Genomic DNA, 23015 nt, shown 5'->3' on the forward strand with positions numbered 1-23015 from the left:
CCAGGCACAATAAATGACAATGAGAGCGAGGAGAATGTCGTGCTAGAAGAATACCGTAAGCACGTAGCCGAGCGTGCTGCAGAGGGCATCGTCCCTAAGCCGTTAGACGCCACCCAAATGGCAGCGCTGGTTGAATCATTAAAGAATCCGCCAAAAGGCGAAGAAGAATTCCTGTTAGACCTGCTGATTAACCGTGTACCACCAGGCGTCGACGAAGCCGCCTATGTCAAAGCAGGTTTCCTGGCAGCTATCGCCAAAGGCGAAGCAACATCTCCCCTGATTACCCCAGAGAAAGCCATTGAACTGTTAGGCACCATGCAAGGTGGCTACAACATTCATCCGCTGATCGACGCGTTGGATAACGAAAAGCTGGCACCGATTGCCGCCAAAGCGTTGTCCCATACGCTGCTGATGTTTGACAACTTCTATGACGTAGAAGAGAAAGCTAAAGCGGGTAACCCACACGCCAAACAGATCATGCAATCCTGGGCCGATGCCGAATGGTATCTGTCACGTCCAAAGTTGGCAGAAAAGATCACTGTTACTGTGTTCAAAGTGACAGGTGAAACCAATACCGATGATCTGTCACCGGCGCCGGATGCTTGGTCTCGCCCAGATATCCCATTGCACGCCTTGGCAATGCTGAAAAACGAACGTGAAGGTATTGTGCCGGATCAGCCGGGCAGCGTTGGCCCGATCAAGCAAATCGAACTGCTGAACAAAAAAGGTTTCCCTCTGGCCTATGTCGGTGACGTGGTCGGTACCGGTTCTTCCCGTAAGTCTGCCACTAACTCAGTGTTGTGGTTTATGGGCGACGACATCCCGTATGTGCCTAACAAGCGCGGCGGTGGTGTAGTACTGGGCGGTAAAATTGCGCCAATCTTCTTCAACACCATGGAAGATGCCGGTGCGCTGCCGATTGAAGTGGACGTTAATGACCTGAACATGGGCGATGTGATCGACATTTACCCGTACAAAGGCGAAGTGCGCAACCATGAAACGGGCGAACTGATCGCTAACTTCGAACTGAAAACCGATGTGCTGCTTGATGAAGTACGCGCAGGTGGCCGTATCCCGTTGATCATCGGCCGTGGCTTGACCACTAAAGCACGTGAAGCCTTGGGCTTGCCGCACAGCGACGTGTTCCGTATCGCCAAAGAAGTGGCAGCCAGCAACAAAGGTTTCTCGCTGGCACAGAAAATGGTTGGCCGCGCCTGTGGCGTCGCTGGCGTGCGTCCGGGTGAATATTGTGAACCGAAGATGACCTCTGTCGGTTCACAGGACACTACAGGCCCGATGACCCGTGACGAGCTGAAAGACTTGGCTTGCCTGGGCTTCTCTGCCGATCTGGTGATGCAGTCCTTCTGTCACACAGCCGCTTACCCGAAACCGGTCGACGTGACGACTCACCATACGCTGCCGGACTTTATTATGAACCGTGGCGGTGTATCGCTGCGTCCGGGCGACGGTGTTATCCACTCTTGGCTGAACCGTATGCTACTGCCGGATACTGTCGGTACCGGTGGTGATTCCCATACTCGTTTCCCGATCGGCATTTCCTTCCCTGCGGGTTCTGGTCTGGTGGCCTTTGCTGCTGCTACCGGTGTTATGCCGTTGGATATGCCTGAGTCTGTTCTGGTTCGCTTCAAAGGCAAAATGCAGCCGGGCATCACTTTACGTGACCTGGTACATGCTATCCCTTATTACGCGATCCAGCAGGGGCTGTTGACTGTAGAGAAAAAGGGCAAGAAGAACATCTTCTCCGGCCGTATCCTGGAAATTGAAGGCTTGCCGGATCTGAAGGTTGAGCAGGCATTTGAATTGACCGATGCCTCTGCTGAACGTTCTGCTGCCGGTTGTACCATCAAACTGGATAAAGCGCCGATCCAGGAGTATCTGAACTCTAACATCGTGTTGCTGAAGTGGATGATCTCTGAAGGCTACGGCGATCGCCGTACGCTGGAGCGTCGTATCCAGGGCATGGAAAAATGGCTGGCGGATCCACAATTGCTGGAAGGCGATGCGGATGCAGAATATGCCGCGGTGATCGACATCGATCTGGCCGAGATCACTCAGCCAATTCTTTGTGCGCCGAACGATCCTGACGATGCACGTCTGCTGTCCGACGTGGCCAACAGCAAGATCGATGAAGTGTTCATCGGTTCTTGCATGACCAATATCGGTCACTTCCGTGCTGCGGGTAAACTGCTGGATCAGCATAAAGGTCAGTTGCCGACCCGTCTGTGGGTGGCACCGCCAACCAAGATGGATGCGGCTCAGCTGACTGAAGAAGGCTACTACAGCGTGTTTGGCAAGAGTGGTGCGCGTATCGAGATCCCGGGCTGTTCACTGTGCATGGGTAACCAGGCGCGTGTTGCTGACGGTGCGACGGTGGTTTCCACTTCGACCCGTAACTTCCCGAACCGTCTGGGTACTGGCGCTAACGTCTATTTGGCGTCTGCAGAATTGGCAGCGGTTGCTTCGTTGCTGGGTCGTCTGCCAACGCCAGACGAGTACCAGACTTATATGGCGCAGGTCGATAAGACAGCGGCGGATACCTACCGCTACCTGAACTTTGACCAACTAGGCCAGTACACTGAAAAAGCTGACGGTGTGATCTTCCAAACCGCGGTTTAATTTAGTGACAGAGTCATGTTAAGCGGGGGTCTATAAAGGCCCCCGTTTTTTATGGCGATAATGCCCATTTGTTTTCATGTTCACAGAATGGGTTATTCACGACCATTACGGACTTCATTTCCGCGGAAATGGTTAAAAGGAACATCCCCTCGTTCTGGAAATGCCCCTCTGTAGCCATGTTTAGGGTCAAAGTGGTTATCAACATGCCCACGAAATTCGTGCGGACCATGGAACCAGGGACCCGCGCCAATAAACCTACCGCCGATAAACCAGTCAGGGCCGTAATAGCCATAAGGGGCGCAGTAGTACGGTTCGTAGTCATAATAACCGTATGGGCAGGCAGGCTCTGGCCCCAGGTTGATGATGACGTCAGCCGTTGCCTTAGTCATTGAGAGCAGCATGAGTGCGACGAATGACATCAAGGCAATGCGTTTTGACAGGATAGTGTTCATTTTCATCTTCTGAAAAAGAGAATATACCTGAGCTCGGCCTCTTGTTTGTTGAAGGGGAAGAGGCCGGGTTACCCTTAATACGCACTATCTACTTTTTGAAGATTTCAACATGGATGTCTTTATGATCGCTTTCTTGGCCTGATGCACCGACGATGCGGTAGTAGCAATCTTTTCCGCTTAATCCGCTGAGTTCATTGCATTTTTGATCGACAGCTTTGGAGATGTCTTTGTGCCCGACGGTTGGCACTCCGGTTTGTTGGATTGAGAGGTCGCCGAGTTTTGTATAGCTGGCGGAATCTTCGAGGGTGATTTGCTTGGCAGCAAAAGAAGATGCCGAGAAAATAATGCTCAGTGCTACGATTGGGATAATGTATTTCATGGCACACATCCTGATCTTGGTGATAGATTTGAAGGAGGTGAAATCGCCTCTGGCCGGTATTGAACTTTAATTAAAGTTCCATAATGTAAAAGCTAATCGATATTTGCAGGAAGTCAAAAGAGGAAGATTGGCGTAATGGTTATAATGTCTTTAATTTTCAAATTCATATTGATTTTATTTGTCTTATTTTGAGATATATCTTCACTTTCTTTACATAGATTGAATAAATACAATTATTGAACATTTCCCATGATCTTGCCCTACCAATCTCCATAAATAATTTACTCTGGTTTGCTTTATTTCCGATAATAGCACCATCTCTCCTTTATATTTTTCATAACAAATTTATTAAGTTAATCCTTAATGTCACTGAGCTTGCCAATGGGCTAGCGAGAAGCCCACAGAGACGATTTATCCACTGTTGCCAGGGCTATGATGCTCGGTGTCGCCTTCACGGGAACCGCCAGCTTATCGAACGAGCGACAGGTGACTTCCCATTGCTGACGCAAGCGGCTATATTGCGCGGCGATAGCGCCACTGGCGTTTTATTTTTCTCAGTTGCCAACTTTGCGAGCGCTCACTGAGTTAGTCATGAATTAATGTTTACACTAAGGGAAAGGGCTCAGGAGGCGTGCTATGGATTACGAATTTCTGCGTGACGTGACCGGCCAGGTGATCGTCAGATTTTCGATGGGGCATGAGGTCATTGGCCACTGGATCAACGAAGAACTCAAAGGCGACTTTAACCTGCTGGACCGGATCGAAGCCGGTGCGGCGGAGGTAAAGGGCAGCGAGCGTCAATGGCAGTTGGAAGGCCATGAATACACATTGCTGATGGACGGTGAGGAAGTGATGATCCGAGCCAATCTGCTGGAGTTTGAAGGCGACGAGATGGAAGAGGGGATGAATTACTATGACGAAGAAAGTCTCTCATTCTGCGGCGTCGAGGATTTCTTGCAGGTGCTGAAGGCTTATCGATCTTTCATGCTCAAGTACTAAGCGTCGGGCGCGGCATGCCGCGCCCTATATTTATCACAGATGCGGAATATTGCGGCCGTAATAGATTTCCTGCATCTCTTTCCATAGCAGATCGGTAATCTCTTTACGCTCGGCGGCACTCAGTGCATCCGGTTTGGCGTTAAACAGGTAGTGCTTCAGATCGAAATCTTTCAGCAGCATCTTGGTATGGAAGATGTTCTCCTGGTAAACATTCACGTCCATCATGTGGTACAGCGCCTTCATATCATCAGACATAAAGTTCTGGATCGAATTGATCTCATGATCGATATAATGTTTTACGCCGTTCACGTCGCGGGTAAAACCACGCACACGGTAATCCATGGTGACGATGTCAGATTCCAACTGGTGGATCAGGTAATTCAGCGCTTTAAGCGGTGAAATCACGCCGCAGGTCGAGACTTCGATATCGGCGCGGAAGGTGCACAGACCGCCTTCCGGATGACTCTCCGGATAGGTGTGAACACAGATGTGGCTCTTGTCCAGGTGTGCGACCACGGTTTTTGACAGTGGGCCTGGGTGTTCCGACGTATCGACATCATTCGGATCAACCGGTTCTTCGCTAACCAGAATGGTGACGCTGGCGCCCTGAGGCTCATAGTCCTGGCGTGCGATGTTCAGAATATTTGCGCCAATGATCGAGCAGGTCTCGCTCAAGATCTCGGTCAAGCGGTTGGCGTTGTATTGCTCGTCAATGTAGGCGATATAGCCAGCGCGGTCATCCGCGGTTTTGGCGTAACAAATATCGTAAATACAAAAACTCAGGCTTTTTGTCAGGTTGTTGAAGCCGTGCAGTTTTAGCTTATGCAATTTGGTTCACCTCCTTTATCTTCTCGCTTAACGTGAAACGTTCAGTGCGTTGAGCAAATACTGCGGCAGTGCAAAGCTGCCCACGTGAATTGCCGGATTGTAATAACGACAGTTTAAGCCACTTTGATTAAAGCGATGTTGCAGGGTAGATAAGTCGAGCTGGCGCAGTGCCGGATCCTGACTCGCCCATGCGAAGGTCATAATGCCGCCGTAATAGGTCGGGATTGCGGCCTGATAGAAGCTGACGTCGTTGAAGTATTGGCTCAGCTTGGTGTGGCTATTAACCGCTTCGTCTTGCTGTAGGAAGCACACGCCGTTCTGTGCGACAAAAATGCCACCTTCATTCAGACAGCGTGCGCAGCCTTCATAGAACGCGGAGGTGAACAGACTTTCGCCGGGACCAATGGGGTCGGTACAGTCTGAGATAATCACATCGAATTTTTCATCGGTCTGACTAACAAAATTGACACCGTCATCAATCACAAGTTTGAAACGTGGGTCGTCGTAGGCACCAGCATTGTGGTTTGGAAGGTATTGGCGGCAGAATTCCACCACACCGGCGTCGATCTCAACCATCGTGATTTGCTCTACGCCCTGATGACGGCTCACTTCACGCAACATGGCGCCGTCGCCGCCGCCGATGATCAGCACTTTTTTCACGTGGCCGTGAGCCAACAGCGGTATGTGGGTCATCATCTCGTGATAGATGAACTCATCACGCTCGGTGGTTTGCACCACGCCGTCGAGCGCCATGACGCGCCCCAGAACCGGGTTTTCAAAAATAACCAAATCCTGATGCTCGGTCTTCTCACGATACAGCACGTTCTCTACTGAGAAGTACTGGCCGAAGTTGGCATGCAGCGTTTCATACCAAATTTCTTTCTGGGTCATGTGCGGGAACTCCGTAATAACAGCCATGAAAAATGGGCGCAACATCATAGCTAACTCTGCCTGGTGATGCACGGCTGAATTTCAAACAGAGGTAGCAGAAAGGCGGAGGGGATTAGTTGGCGTAGGCCAGCAGGCTTAGCGAGTCGCGTGCCAGAGATTTACACTTCTTGGGTGTCGGGATAGCAATACCACTGAGATCACGATAGCTGTCTTCACCCAGCGCCTTCATGTTGAAGCTATTATAGTTGGTCAAATCCCAACGGTTTTGTTGGGCAAAATAAACGATGGCACGCTTGATTTGTGCATTAGGCAAGTCGTTGTAGCCACAGTCATTTTTCAAATAGATAAATACTGCCGTCAGATCGGCCAGATCTTCCGCCTCAGACTCATTCAGTGCCAGACTGGCGTTGGAGAACCCCAGCGTGGTGAGCAGCAGCACCAGTAATGTTGTTTTTTTCATCTTGAAAATAGACCTGTTTGTTGTCAACAGACGTTATCACACTTGCCTGTAAAGGCACCAAATTTTATTACCGGCGGATAACATAACGGAAAGCAAAGGCTTGACCTTCCGCTAAGGGGAGGGTTTAGGCTGTATAGCGATAAGTTTAGACCCATAATCTTTCGAGCTGCAGCCTTATTGGGTTAGCTACAGCTTAGTGAGCATTGAGTGCCGATCACTGAAAAAGGGAGTCAGCGATGTTACGCCGTGATTTTATCAAACTGACCGCTGCGCTGGGCGCGGCAAGCGCTTTACCGTTGTGGAGCCGGGGTGTGTGGGCGGCTGAGCTGCCAGCGTTGCCTATTCCGCCGTTACTGATGCCGGATGCGCAGGGAAATATAGCGCTGGCGTTGCAAACCGGCGAAATGAATTGGCTTCCGGGTAAAGCGACCCATACCTGGGGCGTGAATGGCGCGTTGCTGGGCCCAGCGGTGCGACTGCAACGCGGTAAGCAGGTAACGGTAGATATCCGCAACGCACTGCCGGAGGCCAGCACCGTTCACTGGCACGGTTTGGAAATCCCAGGGGATGTCGATGGCGGTCCACAGGCGCTGATCCAACCGGGCACGACACGCAGGGTGCAGTTTACGGTTGAACAGCCCGCAGCGACCTGCTGGTTCCATCCGCATACCCATGGCAAGACAGGGCAGCAGGTAATGATGGGGTTAGCAGGGTTGGTGCTGCTGGAAGACGATGAGAGCAGTAAGTTGCCACTGCCGAAAACCTGGGGACAGGATGACATTCCTGTGATCCTGCAGGACAAACGGTTGGGCAAAGACGCACAGATTGAATATCAACTGGACGTAATGAGCGCGGCGGTTGGCTGGTTTGGTGACCGCATGTTCACCAACGGCGCGCAGTATCCACGGCATATTGCCCCGCGTGGTTGGTTACGCCTGCGTTTCCTCAACGGGTGTAATGCGCGCTCGCTGAATATTGCGGCCAGCGATAATCGCCCACTCTATGTGATCGCCAGTGACGGTGGTTTTCTGGCTGAGCCAGTCAAGCTGACCGAGTTGTCGATGCTGATGGGCGAACGTTTTGAAGTGCTGGTGGATGCTTCCGACGGCAAGCCATTTGATATTGTTACGCTACCGGTTAAACAGATGGGCATGACGTTGGCACCATTCGACCAACCACTGCCAGTGTTGCATATTCAACCTTCATTGGCGCAGGGCAACAAGACGATGCCGGATAGCCTGGTGAAGCTACCAGCGTTGCCTGCGGTGGCGGGTGTTCAAGAGCGTTGGCTACAACTGATGATGAATCCGCAGTTGGATATGCTGGGCATGCAGGCGTTGATGGATCGTTATGGTCATCAAGCAATGGCTGGAATGAGCATGGATCACGGCAGTATGGGTAAAGGTGACGGCGCGATGGCCGGTATGGGCCAGGGCAGTATGAAAGGCATGGACCATGGCAATATGAAAGGTATGAATCATGGTGATATGAAGGGAATGGATCACAGTGCCAAACCTTTCGACTTCAGCCACGGCAATATGATCAACGGCAAGGCCTTCGACATGGCTAAACCGATGTTTGAAGCCAAGCGCGGCAAATACGAAAAATGGACCATCTCCGGCGAAGGCGACATGATGTTGCACCCGTTCCATATTCACGGCACCCAGTTCCGTATTCTGTCGGAAAATGGTAAGCCACCAGCGGCTCACCGCAGTGGCTGGAAAGACACGGTGCGTGTCGAAGGCTGGCGCAGTGAAGTGTTAGTGCGCTTTGATCACCTGGCCAACAGCGATCATGCTTATATGGCTCACTGTCACCTGTTGGAACATGAAGATACCGGCATGATGTTGGGCTTTACGGTAACCGACTGAAGATATGTGCTCCGGTGCCTCGCTACAACTTGCCCTTCATAGGGCAGGGAGCAAAAGCCACCAAAGAAACAAGTGGCGGCGCACTCGCGTCGCCAGAGGCTTCAGGCTATGCTAAACTCTGCGCCCTTCTTCCGGCAACTGACCTGAAAACTATGAAACACACTGTAGAAGTAATGATTTCCGAGCAGGAAGTTAAGACCCGTATCGCTGAACTTGGCCGCCAGATCACCGAACATTACCGCGATAGCGGCAGTGATATGGTATTGGTTGGGTTGCTGCGTGGCTCCTTCATGTTCATGGCCGATTTGTGTCGTGCGATCGACGTACCCCATGAAGTCGACTTTATGACAGCGTCCAGCTACGGCAGTGGCATGTCCACTACCCGTGACGTGAAAATCCTCAAGGATTTGGACGAAGACATCCGCGGCAAAGACGTGCTGATTGTCGAAGACATCATTGATTCCGGCAACACGTTGAATAAAGTGCGCGAAATTCTGGCACTGCGCGGGCCGAAATCACTGGCGATCTGTACGCTGTTGGACAAGCCTGAGCGCCGTGAAGTCGAAGTGCCGGTTGAGTACGTGGGCTTCCCGATCCCGGACGAGTTCGTGGTAGGTTACGGCATTGACTACGCTCAGCGTTATCGCCATTTGCCATATGTCGGTAAAGTGGTGCTGCTGGACGAATAAACTGCGGTTGGCGCGATATACCCTTTATACTTGAAGCTGTACCTGTGTTGGCTGCATTTGCTCACTCCAGTCACTTACTTATGTAAGCTCTTGGGGACTGACGAATTTGCTGCGTTACTCGGCAAAGCCTCGCCCCGTTGAGGCCAGCGCAGGCGCTGTTCAACAACGCCGTGGCTTTGTTGTGGTGCAACGCCAATTATTTGGGGTATATGTTGTGTCGCAGGCGAAATTAAATGCCTTTATCCTGCTGCAGAGTAGCCATGGCCTTGCGATAGCCCATTTCCAGGCTTTCTCGGCTGGTGGCTGCAACTTCCAGATCCCGCAGACGTCCGTCCTGGATCCCATACACCCAACCGTGAATCATCACTTTCTGACCGCGTTTCCACGCTGATTGCATGATGGTGGAATGGCCCAGGTTATAGACCTGCTCAATCACGTTGATTTCGCACAATACGTCAAGGCGCTGTTCCGGTTCCAGCTCACCCAACAGTGAACTGTGTTTGTACCAGAGATCACGGATGTGCAGCAGCCAGTTGTTGATCAGCCCCAATTCCGGGTTTTCAACCGCGGCTTCTACGCCACCGCAGCCCAGGTGGCCACAAATAATAATATGCTCAACTTCCAGCACGTCGACGGCATACTGCACGACCGACAAGCAGTTTAAATCGGTGTGAATGACCAGGTTTGCCACATTACGGTGGACAAAGAGTTCACCAGGTTCCAGCCCGGTCAGTCTTTCCGCAGGAACGCGGCTGTCTGAACAACCTATCCATAAAAAGCGAGGCTTTTGCGCCTGTGCTAAACGTTCAAAAAAATCCGGGTCTTCCTTGCTGATGTTAGCCGACCAGGTATGGTTATTAGCGATAAGCTTTTCGATTTCTTTCATGGAGGTTATTGACCTGTAACGAACAGATTGCGTTGGGGTAATATAGGACAAGCGTCACAGTTTGGAAATCGGAACAGTGAAGCAAGACGATATTCAGCCACTTTCTATACAGCATGGTGGGATGGAACCTGAATTTTCCGCACGGATTTGCCTCAGTGAAAACGCTGCTGATGATAAGATCACCTTCATTACAATACGCAGCAGCATACTCATCGTCACAAGGTACTTTTTAACTTATGAATTATGCACTGGAATTAGCGCAGTTAACCAAGACTTACGCCGGTGGCGTCAAGGCATTGCGCGGAATCGATCTGAATGTCGAAGCGGGGGATTTCTATGCCTTACTGGGGCCAAACGGCGCCGGAAAATCCACGACCATTGGCATTATCAGCTCGCTGGTTAATAAAACGTCCGGCAGTGTGCGGGTGTTTGGCTACGATATCGACAAAGATATCGTCAATGCCAAGCGTCAGCTCGGGTTGGTACCGCAGGAATTCAACTTTAATCCGTTCGAAACGGTGATGCAGATAGTCGTCAACCAGGCGGGTTACTACGGTGTTGCTCGTCGTGAAGCACTGGCGCGGGCAGAAAAATACCTGACTCAGTTGGATCTGTGGGGCAAGCGCGAAGAGCGTGCCCGCATGCTGTCTGGGGGGATGAAACGCCGGCTGATGATTGCCCGCGCATTGATGCATCAGCCAAAATTGCTGATTCTTGATGAGCCAACCGCCGGGGTGGATATCGAACTGCGCCGCTCAATGTGGGGCTTCCTGAAAGAGCTGAACGCGCAAGGCACCACAATTATTCTTACCACTCACTATTTGGAAGAAGCCGAAATGCTGTGTCGCAATATCGGCATTATCCAGAACGGTGAGTTAGTCGAAAATACCTCAATGAAAGGGTTGCTGGCCAAGCTGAAGTCCGAGACCTTCATCCTGGATCTGGCCGCGAAAAGCCCACTGCCGAAGCTGGACGGTTACCGCCACCGCCTGACGGATACCTCAACGTTGGAAGTTGAAGTAATGCGTGAGCAAGGCCTGAATGGTCTGTTTACCCAACTCAGCACGCAGGGTATTCAGGTACTGAGCATGCGTAACAAGGCTAACCGGTTGGAAGAGCTGTTCGTCACCCTGGTTAATGGCAATGGAGAAAAAGCATGACGCGTTTGTATTGGGTGGCCTTACAGAGCATCTGGGCCAAAGAGATCAACCGTTTTGCCCGTATCTGGATTCAGACGCTGGTGCCACCGGTGATCACCATGACGCTGTATTTCATCATCTTTGGCAACCTGATCGGTTCGCGTATTGGTGAAATGCACGGTTTTGATTACATGCAGTTTATCGTGCCGGGTTTGATCATGATGGCGGTGATCACCAACTCGTATGCCAACGTGGCTTCGTCGTTCTTCAGCGCCAAATTCCAGCGCAACATTGAAGAACTGTTGGTGGCACCGGTACCGACACACGTCGTCATCGCCGGTTACGTCGGTGGTGGCGTGGCGCGCGGTATTTGCGTCGGCGTATTGGTGACCGTGATTTCACTGTTCTTTGTGCCACTGCAGGTCCACGCCTGGTGGGTGATTGTGGCCACACTGTTGCTGACGGCCATTTTGTTCTCGCTGGCGGGGCTGATCAACGCGGTGTTTGCCACGACCTTTGACGATATCAGCCTGATCCCGACCTTCGTACTGACGCCGCTGACCTATCTGGGCGGGGTGTTTTACTCGCTGACGCTGTTGCCGCCGTTCTGGCAGGCGGTGTCCAAACTGAACCCTATCGTCTATATGATTAGTGGTTTCCGTTACGGTTTCCTGGGCATCAGCGACGTACCTTTGGCGTTGACTATGGCAGTTTTGGTGGCGTTTATTACGGTGTTCTACCTGTTGTCCTGGTACCTGATTGAACGCGGTCGCGGTCTGCGTACCTGATTAACTAGCGTCCCCAGGCATCGCGTCCGGGGACGCTTTTTTTGACCTGAAACAGGCATCATGTAAATCAATAAAATTGCTCCAATAACCCCTTTATCTCCGCTGTTCAAATCGTGCTATGCTGGCGCTCCACATTTTCTCCATTTTGTTATTACGTACTCGTAAGCAGAACATAACCATGCGGTCTAAACATAAGATAGCGGCTGGGCTTCTCGGTATTCTGATGGCATTTGCATCCCCGGCAAGTCTGGCAAATTTGTTGTCGGAAGACAGTGCTGTTAAATCCGAATATATGGAAGCGCAACGCGACAGCGAGGTCTATTCGCTGATTGGCGAGCATGTTATTCCGGTCGGTGAAGTGAAGCAGGGACAACTGATTCAGGTGTTCCCGGCGGATGCGGAATATTACGAGTTCAAATTCGGTCACGGCACCGGTTTTATCGATAAAGACGATGTGCGAAATCTCAAAAAATCGCGCAAAGTGAAGGATGACCTGGGTGAGCTGAACAAGCCGCTGACCAACCAGAACCTGATCACTCAAAAAGTGACTAACGTCTATACCGATGCCGATAACGGCAGTGATATTTTTGGCGTTCTGGAAGAGAACCTGCGCTACCCGATCATCGGTAAGCTGAAGGATCGGCTCAACAACACCTGGTATGAGATCAACATTGGTGACCGGTTGGGTTATGTCAGCGAACTGGACTGCGAAATTGATATGGGCATTCCGGTACTGACTTATCATCATCTGTTGAAAAACGAAGAGAACAAGCGCTTCCGTCATACGTCGACAACCACGTCTGATGTGGCGTTCAGCAACCAGATGACCTACCTGAAGCAGGCTGGCTACGACACTATTTCCTTATATCAGTTGGAAGCTTACCTGAATAATCAGATCAATTTGCCGGGCAAGGCAGTGGTGCTGACGTTTGATGACGGGCTAAAGTCGGTTTATCGGTATGCTTATCCTGTGCTGAAAGACTATGGCTTCCGCGCTACGGCGTTTATCATTTCCTCGCGCATCAAACGCCATCCGCAGAAGTGGAACCCAGACTCGCTGCAGTTTATGAGTATTTCCGAACTGAAGCAGATTCAGGATGTATTCGATGTGCAGTCGCATACGCATTTCCTGCATCGCACAGATGGTAACCGTCAACCGATCCTGCTGAGCCGTTCTCTGCATAATATCGAGTTCGATTTTGAGCACTCACGCCGTGCGTTGTCGCAGTTTAATCCACACGTGCTGTATCTGTCCTACCCATTTGGTGGCTACAACCAGCGGGCGATACAGGCAGCGAAAGACGCCGGTTTCCATATGGCAGTGACCACAGTGCAAGGCAAAGTGAAGCCGGGGGATAATCCCTATACGCTGAAGCGGCTGTATATTTTGCGCACCGACTCGATTCAAACGATGGCGGACAGAATAGCCAATAAGCCAGGAACGGTGGTGGTGCAATAGTAGGAAGGAACGGGCGCCGAAAGCGCCCGTTTTTACGTTTAAGCGACCTGAACCGGTACGGCTTTCGCTTTACGTTGCAGGTTGTTGTCACCTTCGAAGTAGGCGACTTTAGGATGGTGTTGGCGTGCATCAGCATCGCTCATCTGCACGTAAGAACAGATGATCAACTTGTCGCCCACGCAGGCGCAGCGTGCTGCCGCACCGTTGACCGAAATAATGCGAGAACCACGTTCTGCGGCGATAGCATAGGTCGAGAAACGCTGACCGTTATCAACGTTATAAATATCGATAGCTTCATATTCCAGAATGCCTGCGGCTTCCAGAAAGTCCTGATCAATGGCGCAGGAGCCTTCATAGTGCAAGTCGGCCTGAGTCACTTTCACCCGATGCAGTTTGCCTTGCAGCATAGTACGTATCATAACTTTACCTAACTGAGTAATAGAGGCGATTGGGTTAAATAGCCATACTGAGGTATATCGTCACCGATAAGCCTGCCATTGTCTACAATCTGGCTTGTTGTACAGGTGACGTATGTGCAAAAAATAACCTACAACGTTAAATCAACCTGCTGGTTGTCGATCAATCGTGCTTTACCCAGCCAAGCGGCCATTAACACCACGGCACGTTGGCTTTCAACGCCCAGGGGTTGCAGGCTGTCAGCGTCGCGGATAAACAGCTCGTCCGGGGTGAAACCGGCGTTGCGCAGGTGCTCGGCGGTTTGCTCCAGCAACTCGTCGACGTGACGTTCACCGTTGCTAAGCTGTTCTGCCAGCGCATTCATGATTTTGCTGAGCTGCGGGGCGATTTTACGCTCTTCGGCAGTCAGATAGCTGTTGCGAGAACTGAGCGCCAGGCCATCTTTAGCCCGTACTGTCGGTACGCCAATAATGTCGATGTCGTAGCCCATATCCGCCACCATCTTGCGGATCAATGCCAGTTGCTGATAGTCCTTTTCGCCAAAACAGGCCAGATCCGGCTGCACCAGATTGAACAGCTTACTGACAATGGTGGCGACGCCGCGGAAATGCCCCGGGCGGCTGGCACCTTCCAGCATGGTGGAAATGCCCGGTACGTCGACGTAGGTTTGCTGTTCCAGCCCCTGCGGATAGACATCGGCCGGTGCGGGTGCGAACACCAGTTCAACGCCGCGGCGGGTCAGCTTTTCGCTGTCCTCTTGCAAGGTACGTGGGTAACTGGCCAGATCTTCAGGGCGTTCGAACTGCATCGGGTTGACGAAAATACTGACTACCACGATATCGGCGCGTGCGCGGGCTTCATCGATCAGCGTCATATGACCTTCGTGCAGGTTGCCCATGGTCGGCACCAGCGCGATGCGTTTCCCATCCTGACGCCAGCGGCGGATCTGCTGACGCAACAGCGGCAGGGTCTCGATAATTACCATTCCATAACTCCTAACGCGGACACTTTAGTTGAAAGAGTGCTCTTCAGCGGGGTAAATGCCTTGTTCTACGTCCTGGATATATTGTTGCACCGCCGAGCGGATATCGCCGCTCTGTGCCAGGAAGTTTTTAGCAAATTTCGGTGTGTGGCCACCGGTGATACCGAACGCATCATGCATAACCAGAATCTGACCATCGGTGACATTACCGGCACCAATGCCAATCACCGGAATTGTCAGCGCTTCAGTGACTTTGCGAGCCAACTCAGTAGGTACGCACTCCAGTACCAGCAGTTGAATACCGGCCAGCTCCAGATTTTGTGCATCTTCCAGCAGTTGTTTGGCAGCGAGTTCATCACGGCCCTGTACCTTATAACCGCCGAACACGTTTACCGACTGCGGTGTCAGGCCCAGGTGGCCGCATACCGGCACGGCACGCTCGGTGAGCATTTTCACTGTTTCACACAGCCAACTGCCGCCTTCCAGCTTCACCATATTGGCACCGGCTTGCATCAGCTCTGCGGCATTGGTGCAGGCCAGTTGTGGGGTGGCGTAACTCATAAAGGGCAGGTCGGCCAGCAATAGGCAGGCCGGAGCACCCCGGCGCACGGCACGAGTATGATAGGCAACGTCGGCGACGGTGACCGGGAGTGTAGAGTCGTGGCCCTGCAGCGTCATGCCCAGTGAATCGCCCACCAGCAGCACTTTAACGCCTTGCTCTTCAAACAGTTTGGCAAAGCTGGCATCGTAAGCGGTGAGGGAAGCAAACTTGCGCTGTTCCTGCTTCCACTGGCGCAAATGGGTCACGGTGGTGGGTTTCATCACTACGTCTCCTGAATAGAGCCGTGCGGCGTACGCAGGGCCCTGACTGCAAAAAAGTGCTGTCATTCTACTGTAACCCTAACGGGGTGGGTAGCGCAGATCATAATGCTTAAGCGGTTCTTAAGAACCTTGTGGTGTAATGGGCGGCAATGGCTAAAAAGGACGCACATGCGAATTCTGCTGATAGAAGATGACAAGTTAATTGGCGACGGCATCAAAGCCGGGTTGACCAAGCTTGGCTTTAATCTGGATTGGTTTACCGATGGGCTGGTCGGTAAAAACGCGCTGGAAAGTGCGCCTTATGACGCAGTGATCCTCGATCTCAGCCTGCCGGGTCTCGACGGGTTGGATTTGTTGCGCCAGTGGCGGCAGGCCGGTCATGACGTACCTGTATTGATCCTGACCGCACGTGATGCGCTGGAACAGCGCGTCAGCGGCCTGCAAAGCGGCGCCGATGATTACCTGTGCAAGCCTTTTGCCTTGGCAGAGGTTGCTGCACGCCTGCAGGCATTGATCCGCCGTCGTCATGGTCAACTGATGCCACAATTGGTGCATGGTAATGTAGTGTTTGATACCGCCACCCGTAGCGTTAGCTGTAACGGCGAGCCCGTCACATTAACACCACGAGAGCTGGCCGTGCTGGAATTGTTCCTGCACAACAAGGGACGGGTGCTGGCGCGCCCCTTGATCCAGGAAAAATTGTACAACTGGGACGATGAGGTCAGTAGCAACGCGGTGGAGGTACATATTCATCATCTGCGACGGAAGTTGGGCAACGGGTTTATCCGTACCATTCACGGTGTGGGTTATACGCTGGGGGATGTACCGTGAGACATCTTAGTTTACGACTGAGGTTGATCCTGATTTTCAGCGTGCTGGCGCTACTGACCTGGTGTTCTGCCAGCCTGGTGGCATGGATGATGACGCGCAACAACATCAATGAAGTCTTCGATACCCAGCAGATGTTGTTTGCCAAACGGCTGGCGACAGCCAACCTGGGTGATCTGCTGGCAGATGAAAGCGTACGGAGTCTACCGAAAACCAAGAAGCTGGTGCACCACGGCAAGCGTGGTGAACAGGACGATGATGCGCTGGCGTTCGCGATTTTTGACCGTAACGGCAAAATGCTGCTTAACGATGGTGAAAATGGTGCGGATTTCCGCTTTGACAGTGAGCGCGAAGGTTTTACTGATGGTGAGCGCAAAGGCGATGATGACAGTTGGCGGCTACTGTGGCTCACCAGCCCCGACGGGCGGTATCGTATCGTGGTGGGGCAGGAGTGGAATTATCGCCGGGACATGGCGTTAGGCATGGTGACCGGGCAATTGGTGCCGTGGCTGGTGACATTACCGATCCTGATGTTGTTGATTGCACTGATGGTCGGGCGTGAGCTGCGCCCGTTGCGTACTGTCGCCGCAGGGCTGCGCAAACGCGCCCCAGACGATGCCACGCCACTGGACGCGAGTCAGGTGCCGACTGAAGTGCGCCCGTTGGTGGATGCGCTTAATGCGCTATTTACTCGTATCAATGCGCTGCTGGTGCGGGAACGACGATTCACCTCCGACGCCGCCCATGAATTGCGTAGTCCGCTTGCGGCACTGCGGGTGCAGACGGAAGTAGTGCAACTGGCTGGCGACGACGAACCGATGCGCGCGCATGCGTTGGACAATCTGACAGTAAGCATCGATCGCGCTACGCGGTTGGTGGATCAACTGCTGACACTGTCGCGGCTGGACTCCCTGTCCGATCTGGCCGAACTGGAAACGGTCGACTGGAGTCAATGGGTCCCGATGACCTTGGCTGAACAGGAACGCCATGCACATGCTGCCAATGTCACGCTGCGCTATGAACAACAAGGCACTCCGCCACCGTTACAGGGGCAGCCACTGCTGCTGTCATTGCTGGTACGCAATCTGGTGGATAATGCTGTGCGCTATACCCCGAAAGGGGGCACCGTCACGGTGAGACTGACAGAGCGCTTGCTGACGGTCGAGGATGATGGGCCTGGTGTGACGACGGAGCATCTGGCACGGCTTGGAGAACGTTTTTATCGTCCGCCGGGTCAGGAGCAAACGGGAAGCGGACTGGGATTATCTATTGTTGAGCGTATAGCGAGTTTACATGGACTGCGTGTTAGCTTTGCCAACCGACCGGAAGGGGGATTTGTTGCTCAGGTGATGCTATAGGGCGCTGTATACCACGCCCGATTCAGGATTTCTGCTTGGGGTGATGCCAGAGTTCCATGCCATTTTTCGGCACGCGCTTCAGGCAACTGGCCAGGGATTCGCCATCAGGGAATATCAACTCAGGGGCGATTTCCGCCAGCGGATAGAGCATGAACTCACGTTCTTTCAGGCCGTAATGTGGCACAGTCAGACGATCGGTATGAATGACGTCATCGCCATATAGCATGATGTCCAGATCGAGTGTGCGAGGGCCCCAGCGTTCATCTTTGCGCACGCGGCCCTGATTGCGTTCTATCGCTTGGGTGTGATCAAGCAGCTGTTCGGCAGGCAATAATGTATCCAATGCAACCACGGCATTGAGAAAGTCCGGCTGGTTCTGCGGCCCCAGCGGTTTAGTACGGTAAAACGAAGAACAAACGATCAACCGGGTGCGCGGGAGATGCTCCAGCGCTTCCAGTGCGGCTTTCACCTGTTGTAGCGGGTGCGCCAGGTTACTGCCCAGCGCGATATAAACGCGGATCATTATTCCCCTTCTTTACGCGGCGTCCGTCGACGAGGACGGCGTTGACGCGTGCGTCGTGGTGCCGGATCGTCACCCAAAGTGTTCAACATGGTTTTTTGGCGTGCTGGAGTAGCGTCCTGGAACTCGCCCCACCATTCGGTCAGACGCAGCATTTCCGGGTTTTCTTCTACTTCCGCACGCAGCGCCAGCAAATCATAAGCGGCGCGGAATTTCGGGTGTTCCATTAGTTTGTGTGCGCGCTTGCCTTGGCGGCGTGACAGCCGAAGCTGCAACTGCCAAATATCACGAACCAGAGTAGTGATACGTTTCGGGATCGCCAGCGAGCGGCACTGCTCGTCCAACACGTCATTCATCGCCAGAGCGAAGGCATCGTAATATGCCAACCCGCTTTCCTGCGCCAGCTTCTGGGCATGTTCCAGCAACGGATACCAAAGCATAGCAGCAAACAGGAACGCCGGATTGACGCGCATGTCATTCTGCAGACGATAGTCGGTATTCTTCAGCACCTGTGCCAGGATTCGCTCCATTGGCGTGTCATGGTTCGGGGTGAAGTGACGTGCAATCTGTGGGAATAACGGCTGGAACAGCTGGTATTCACACAGCTTCAGATAGGTCGGATAACCGTAGCCTGCCTGCAACAGTTTGAGTGATTCCTCAAACAGACGCGCCGGTGGGATCTCATGTAACAGTGACGCCAGGCGTGGGATCGGCTCGGCGGTTTCATCACTGATGGTCATGTCCAGCTTGGCGGCAAAGCGCACAGCACGCAGCATGCGCACCGGGTCTTCGCGGTAACGAGTTTCTGGATCGCCGATCAGGCGAATCACACCTTGCTTCAGATCGCGCAGGCCGTTGACGTAATCACGCAAGGTGAAGTCCGCGACACCGTAATACAAACTGTTGATGGTGAAGTCACGGCGCTGAGCATCTTCTTCGATTGAACCGAAGATGTTGTCACGCAACAGCATGCCATTTTGGGCCTGCTGGGAAGAATTCTTGTCCGATTCCGGCGTTTGCTGTTCGTGGTGGCCACGGAAGGTAGCAACCTCGATAATTTCCGGCCCAAACATGACGTGCGCCAGGCGGAAGCGGCGACCAACCAGACGGCAGTTGCGGAACAACTTGCGCACTTGTTCTGGGGTTGCATTGGTGGTGATGTCGAAATCTTTTGGCTTTTTGCCAAGCAACAGATCACGTACGCCGCCACCGACCAGATAGGCTTCAAAGCCGGATTTGTTCAGTCGGTACAGCACCTTCAGTGCATTCTCACTGATGTCTTTACGTGAGATGGAATGCTGGTCGCGTGGGATTACGGTCATTGAGCCGTTTCCCTCTGCTGCAGGAAAAGGTGGGCGTTTACGCGGTGCCGGCCGGCGGGCAGGGCTTTCTCTGCCGCGATCGGCGGAACGTTGCTGCGGCGCAGCTGGCTGTTCAGCCACCACGCTTTCTTCGCGGACTACGTTTTTATCGCTGACCGGCGCATCATCGCGCGGCTGCTTGTCATCGCGGATTAGCACCTTACGGCAGAAATTGGCTACTCGGGTAAAAATGGTACACCTCGATAGTGTCTGATAAAAATGGCGCTAACAAAAAATAGCGGCTAATCATAGCTCACCATGGCTCTTTTGAGAATGCCGATGTGTTTCCGCCCAGGGGATAGCCTCCTGACGCGGCACATTATCCAGCTTCCAGTGTGCGATTGCCCAGCTCAATAATAACGACAGGTCAAGATCTTGCCAGCTTTCTGGTAGTGGTTGGCGCAGAAACTTCAGTGCGGCAACCAGTACAGGACGAGGATCACCGTCGGGCAATGCGGGCGCATGGTTTTGTTTCGACAGTTTGATGCCATTAGCGCCCAGCGCCAGCGGCAAATGCGCATAAGTAGGTACCGGTGCCTGCAACTGATGGTATAGCGCAATTTGGCGCACCGTCGGTTCTATCAAATCGGCACCGCGTACGATTTCGGTCACACCCTGGAAATGATCGTCAACCACCACCGCCAGGTTATAGGCGAACAGGCCATCACGTCGGCGGATGATAAAGTCTTCCTGCGCCAACGCGGGATCAGCGTGTAACTCACCCTGCAGTCGGTCGTGAAAGGCGAAAACAGGTGCGGACTGCCGTAAACGAATGGCAGCACCCTGAGGGCCAAGATGCAAATGACGGCAGTGACCGTCGTAAAGGCCACCTATCTGCTGGATACGGCTACGGGTACAGTTACAGAAATAGCTGAGCCCTTGCTGTTGGAGTTGATCCAGCGTTGCCCGGTAGGCTTCATGGCGTTGGGATTGATAGATGACCTGGCCGTCCCAGAGGAGACCATAGTGTTCCAGAGCGGATAAGATACGATCGGCCGCACCGGCAACTTCGCGCGGGGGATCGATATCTTCAATGCGAACCAACCACTGCCCGTGTTGAGCACGAGCCTGAAGGTAGCTTCCCAGAGCAGCAATCAGCGAACCGAAATGCAGATCCCCGGAAGGCGATGGGGCAAAGCGCCCCACATAATGTCTTTCTTGCATATCAGAGGGGAAACTTTCCCTTTTCTCTGTGCGGCGCACGTAGATACGCACGCCGCAGCGGTAACAACTGTATACCCGTCATAGCTGAAGTTGCCTCTGTGTTGGCTGCACTCACTTACCTGAATCACTTACTTGAGTAAGCTCATCGGGATAAGCTCCCTTGCCGCCTTGAGGCAACTCCAACTATTTTAGGTATATTAACCGGCCATCTGCTTTTCGCGGATTTCGGCCAGCGTCTTGCAGTCGATGCACAAATCGGCAGTCGGACGCGCTTCAAGGCGACGAATACCAATCTCCACGCCGCAGGATTCGCAGTAGCCGAAATCTTCGTCTTCTACTTTCTTCAGCGTTTTCTCGATCTTTTTAATCAGTTTGCGTTCGCGATCGCGGTTACGCAGTTCAAGACTGAACTCTTCTTCCTGAGTGGCACGGTCGGCCGGATCAGGGAAGTTAGCTGCCTCTTCCTGCATATGCGACACAGTACGATCCACTTCATCCCTGAGCTGGTTGCGCCATGCTTCAAGAATGCGCTTGAAATGCGACAACTGGGCGTCGTTCATGTACTCTTCGCCCGGCTTCTCTTGGTACGGCTCCACCCCAGCGATGGCGAGAATGCTCAAGGACGAGGTTTTACGGGTTTGCCCTTCTTGCATGTTGCTTCTCCTACATACACACGCACTATCGAATCCCCAATGCGGGGGAAAAACAGGCCGCTATAAATAACAGATGGGACGTAGGTTGGCAATTATTCCTGTCGCCTGCTTGACAATGGTGTGAAGGAAGGCGTATTTGGCGACGCGATAACCGGTTGTCGGAATATTTGTGCCCGGTCAGCGCTAATCGATAAAAAACGGTAACTTATCGCAGAGAGATATACCGTCAGGTGATAATTTAGCCCCATAACAAACTACTTCTACGCCCAACTGCTGAACCTGTGCTAACAGTGCCGCATAACGCTCATCTATATGATGTGCCGGTGCGACCTGTTCAATACCGCTATGTAACACAGCAAAGAACAAAACCGCCCGTTGCCCGCTTTCAACCACGCTTAGCAACTCACGTAAGTGCTTCTGTCCTCTGAGCGTTACTGCATCAGGGAAGTAACCACGTTGTTGTTGCAATAATGTGACTGACTTAACTTCAATATAGCAGCTAGCTCTATTTTCTGCCTGTAATAACAAATCGATACGACTGTTTTCACTGCCATATTTCACTTCACTGCTGATTTTACTGTAACCGGATAATTCATTGATTAGATTCTGTTCGATAGCCTCGCGCACCAAGGTGTTGGCGCGTAAGGTATTCACACAAATCCAGTCCCCTTGTTGGGTATGTGTCAGCTCCCAACTGTGGGCGTATTTACGCTTGGCATTATCCGATGTGGAATACCAAACGGTATCGCCGGGTGTCGCGCAACCGGTCATGGCACCGGTATTGGCGCAGTGCAGGGTAAAGGTTTCTCCCTCCGGTGTGATGACGTCCGCCAAAAAGCGTTTGTAACGTTTAATCAGCGTGGCGTGGCGCAGCGGTGGCGTAAAAATCATGGATTGTCCTGGTTGGCTAAGGGCCATTGTTCAAGCATCTGATAACGCGTGCGGCCGTTTTCAAAAACTGACTGGTACAAGGCGAATGCGTCGGCACTGAAGATCCAGCCCGGTGTTGCCGGTGGTATGGCGACGGGCTGTGTTGCGGAGCGCAATAGCGTGATGTGCGGATGAAACGGCATCGGGCTTTGATAGCACCCACTGCGGGCGGCCTGCGAGCGCAAAAGCTCTGCCAATTGCAGCAATTTGCGTGGGGCTCGCCGGGTGCCAAGCCAAACCACGCCGGGACGAGGCCAATGGCCCAGGTCATCCAATACCATGCTGAAACCGGGCTGACTAATGCGGCTAGCCAGCTTCTTTAGCGCGGTTTCTTTTTGTGCCGAAACATCCCCAAGAAAGGCCAGCGTCAGGTGCAGATTGGCTGCGGCGACGGGCCGACCCGCTTCTGGTGTGAAGCTTTCTGCACGCCAACGGATCACCTGCTGCTGTAGCGCATCAGGTAAGGTCAGGGCAAAAAAAAGGCGGCGCGAACTGGACATAG

At 52.7% G+C, this 23015-nt stretch carries 23 protein-coding genes and 1 pseudogene; 9 read left to right on the forward strand and 15 right to left on the reverse strand.

Annotated features, from left to right (window positions below; all coding sequences use genetic code 11):
- Nucleotides 1–39: 39 nt before the first annotated feature.
- Nucleotides 40–2637, forward strand: coding sequence for a bifunctional aconitate hydratase 2/2-methylisocitrate dehydratase (gene acnB, locus SGR01S_RS15700; RefSeq protein WP_037416795.1), 2598 nt, complete (start codon nucleotides 40–42; stop codon nucleotides 2635–2637).
- Between the two features lie 92 nt (nucleotides 2638–2729).
- Here the strand turns inward: acnB and SGR01S_RS15705 are convergent, their stop codons facing one another.
- Both SGR01S_RS15705 and SGR01S_RS15710 read right to left on the reverse strand, forming a co-directional pair.
- The gene (locus SGR01S_RS15705; protein ID WP_061807963.1) at nucleotides 2730–3089 is read right to left on the reverse strand and encodes a hypothetical protein; all 360 of its coding nucleotides are present in this window, start codon (nucleotides 3087–3089) and stop codon (nucleotides 2730–2732) included.
- Between the two features lie 88 nt (nucleotides 3090–3177).
- Nucleotides 3178–3468 carry a hypothetical protein gene (locus tag SGR01S_RS15710; RefSeq protein WP_037416797.1) on the reverse strand — a complete coding sequence of 97 codons (291 nt, stop codon included), beginning with the start codon at nucleotides 3466–3468 and terminating at the stop codon, nucleotides 3178–3180.
- 636 nt (nucleotides 3469–4104) lie between these two features.
- Here SGR01S_RS15710 and yacL point away from each other — a divergent pair.
- Complete coding sequence (gene yacL / locus SGR01S_RS15715; protein WP_037416800.1) at nucleotides 4105–4467, forward strand: protein YacL; 363 nt, start codon at nucleotides 4105–4107, stop codon at nucleotides 4465–4467.
- Between the two features lie 33 nt (nucleotides 4468–4500).
- Here yacL and speD read toward each other — a convergent pair whose 3' ends face one another.
- The 3 genes from speD to SGR01S_RS15730 all read right to left on the reverse strand — a co-directional run bounded on the left by speD (nucleotide 4501) and on the right by SGR01S_RS15730 (nucleotide 6646).
- Nucleotides 4501–5295: an adenosylmethionine decarboxylase gene (speD, locus tag SGR01S_RS15720; RefSeq protein WP_012146704.1), complete on the reverse strand. Its 795-nt coding sequence runs from the start codon at nucleotides 5293–5295 to the stop codon at nucleotides 4501–4503.
- Between the two features lie 27 nt (nucleotides 5296–5322).
- Nucleotides 5323–6186 (reverse strand): polyamine aminopropyltransferase, encoded by an 864-nt coding sequence (gene speE, locus SGR01S_RS15725; RefSeq protein ID WP_061807964.1) that lies wholly within the window; start codon nucleotides 6184–6186, stop codon nucleotides 5323–5325.
- Nucleotides 6187–6298: 112 nt separating this feature from the next.
- Nucleotides 6299–6646 (reverse strand): YacC family pilotin-like protein, encoded by a 348-nt coding sequence (locus SGR01S_RS15730; RefSeq protein ID WP_037416803.1) that lies wholly within the window; start codon nucleotides 6644–6646, stop codon nucleotides 6299–6301.
- Between the two features lie 236 nt (nucleotides 6647–6882).
- Here SGR01S_RS15730 and cueO point away from each other — a divergent pair, with 236 nt between their 5' ends.
- Complete coding sequence (gene cueO, locus SGR01S_RS15735; protein WP_061807928.1) at nucleotides 6883–8517, forward strand: multicopper oxidase CueO; 1635 nt, start codon at nucleotides 6883–6885, stop codon at nucleotides 8515–8517.
- Nucleotides 8518–8669: 152 nt separating this feature from the next.
- Entirely contained in the window at nucleotides 8670–9206 is a 537-nt protein-coding gene (gene hpt, locus SGR01S_RS15740; protein WP_037416809.1) for a hypoxanthine phosphoribosyltransferase, read from the forward strand.
- 229 nt (nucleotides 9207–9435) lie between these two features.
- Here the strand turns inward: hpt and can are convergent, their stop codons facing one another.
- Nucleotides 9436–10092 carry a carbonate dehydratase gene (gene can, locus SGR01S_RS15745; RefSeq protein WP_061807929.1) on the reverse strand — a complete coding sequence of 219 codons (657 nt, stop codon included), beginning with the start codon at nucleotides 10090–10092 and terminating at the stop codon, nucleotides 9436–9438.
- Nucleotides 10093–10328: 236 nt separating this feature from the next.
- On the opposite strand from can, the gene SGR01S_RS15750 reads away from it, so the two are divergent.
- The 3 genes from SGR01S_RS15750 to SGR01S_RS15760 all read left to right on the forward strand — a co-directional run bounded on the left by SGR01S_RS15750 (nucleotide 10329) and on the right by SGR01S_RS15760 (nucleotide 13478).
- Nucleotides 10329–11252, forward strand: coding sequence for an ABC transporter ATP-binding protein (locus SGR01S_RS15750; RefSeq protein WP_037416812.1), 924 nt, complete (start codon nucleotides 10329–10331; stop codon nucleotides 11250–11252).
- Nucleotides 11249–12019, forward strand: a complete 771-nt coding sequence (locus tag SGR01S_RS15755; RefSeq protein ID WP_037416816.1) for an ABC transporter permease — start codon at nucleotides 11249–11251, stop codon at nucleotides 12017–12019. Before SGR01S_RS15750 ends, SGR01S_RS15755 begins: the two co-directional genes overlap by 4 nt.
- 178 nt (nucleotides 12020–12197) lie before the next feature.
- Entirely contained in the window at nucleotides 12198–13478 is a 1281-nt protein-coding gene (locus tag SGR01S_RS15760; RefSeq protein WP_061807930.1) for a polysaccharide deacetylase family protein, read from the forward strand.
- Nucleotides 13479–13516: 38 nt separating this feature from the next.
- On the opposite strand, the gene panD is transcribed toward SGR01S_RS15760, so the two are convergent.
- The 3 genes from panD to panB form a co-directional block, all read right to left on the reverse strand.
- On the reverse strand, nucleotides 13517–13897 hold the full coding sequence (gene panD / locus SGR01S_RS15765; RefSeq protein WP_037416822.1) for an aspartate 1-decarboxylase: 381 nt from the start codon (nucleotides 13895–13897) through the stop codon (nucleotides 13517–13519).
- 128 nt (nucleotides 13898–14025) lie between these two features.
- Nucleotides 14026–14880 (reverse strand): pantoate--beta-alanine ligase, encoded by an 855-nt coding sequence (gene panC, locus SGR01S_RS15770; RefSeq protein ID WP_061807931.1) that lies wholly within the window; start codon nucleotides 14878–14880, stop codon nucleotides 14026–14028.
- A gap of 24 nt (nucleotides 14881–14904) precedes the next feature.
- Nucleotides 14905–15699, reverse strand: coding sequence for a 3-methyl-2-oxobutanoate hydroxymethyltransferase (gene panB, locus SGR01S_RS15775; RefSeq protein ID WP_037416828.1), 795 nt, complete (start codon nucleotides 15697–15699; stop codon nucleotides 14905–14907).
- Between the two features lie 168 nt (nucleotides 15700–15867).
- On the opposite strand from panB, the gene qseB reads away from it, so the two are divergent.
- Both qseB and qseC read left to right on the forward strand, forming a co-directional pair.
- Nucleotides 15868–16530: a quorum sensing response regulator transcription factor QseB gene (gene qseB / locus SGR01S_RS15780; protein WP_037416831.1), complete on the forward strand. Its 663-nt coding sequence runs from the start codon at nucleotides 15868–15870 to the stop codon at nucleotides 16528–16530.
- Complete coding sequence (qseC, locus tag SGR01S_RS15785) at nucleotides 16527–17885, forward strand: quorum sensing histidine kinase QseC (RefSeq protein WP_037416834.1); 1359 nt, start codon at nucleotides 16527–16529, stop codon at nucleotides 17883–17885. The genes qseB and qseC overlap by 4 nt, the downstream gene beginning before the upstream one ends.
- Nucleotides 17886–17907: 22 nt before the next feature.
- Here qseC and folK read toward each other — a convergent pair whose 3' ends face one another.
- The 6 genes and pseudogenes from folK to thpR all read right to left on the reverse strand — a co-directional run bounded on the left by folK (nucleotide 17908) and on the right by thpR (nucleotide 23013).
- A complete protein-coding gene (folK, locus tag SGR01S_RS15790; RefSeq protein WP_037416837.1) occupies nucleotides 17908–18408 on the reverse strand; it encodes a 2-amino-4-hydroxy-6-hydroxymethyldihydropteridine diphosphokinase in 501 nt (166 codons plus the stop codon).
- Nucleotides 18408–19925, reverse strand: coding sequence for a polynucleotide adenylyltransferase PcnB (gene pcnB, locus SGR01S_RS15795; RefSeq protein ID WP_370452798.1), 1518 nt, complete (start codon nucleotides 19923–19925; stop codon nucleotides 18408–18410). Before pcnB ends, folK begins: the two co-directional genes overlap by 1 nt.
- Nucleotides 19926–20019: 94 nt before the next feature.
- Nucleotides 20020–20930: pseudogene (gene gluQRS, locus SGR01S_RS15800) on the reverse strand (tRNA glutamyl-Q(34) synthetase GluQRS).
- 197 nt (nucleotides 20931–21127) lie between these two features.
- Nucleotides 21128–21583, reverse strand: a complete 456-nt coding sequence (dksA, locus tag SGR01S_RS15805) for an RNA polymerase-binding protein DksA (protein WP_012146687.1) — start codon at nucleotides 21581–21583, stop codon at nucleotides 21128–21130.
- Nucleotides 21584–21766: 183 nt separating this feature from the next.
- Nucleotides 21767–22474 carry a DNA/RNA nuclease SfsA gene (gene sfsA, locus SGR01S_RS15810; protein WP_061807932.1) on the reverse strand — a complete coding sequence of 236 codons (708 nt, stop codon included), beginning with the start codon at nucleotides 22472–22474 and terminating at the stop codon, nucleotides 21767–21769.
- Entirely contained in the window at nucleotides 22471–23013 is a 543-nt protein-coding gene (thpR, locus tag SGR01S_RS15815) for an RNA 2',3'-cyclic phosphodiesterase (protein WP_061807933.1), read from the reverse strand. Before thpR ends, sfsA begins: the two co-directional genes overlap by 4 nt.
- Between the last annotated feature and the right edge of the window lie 2 nt (nucleotides 23014–23015).

Origin of the sequence: Serratia grimesii NBRC 13537 (assembly GCF_001590905.1) — a bacterium.
In the GTDB taxonomy this organism is placed as follows: Bacteria; Pseudomonadota; Gammaproteobacteria; order Enterobacterales; family Enterobacteriaceae; genus Serratia; species Serratia grimesii.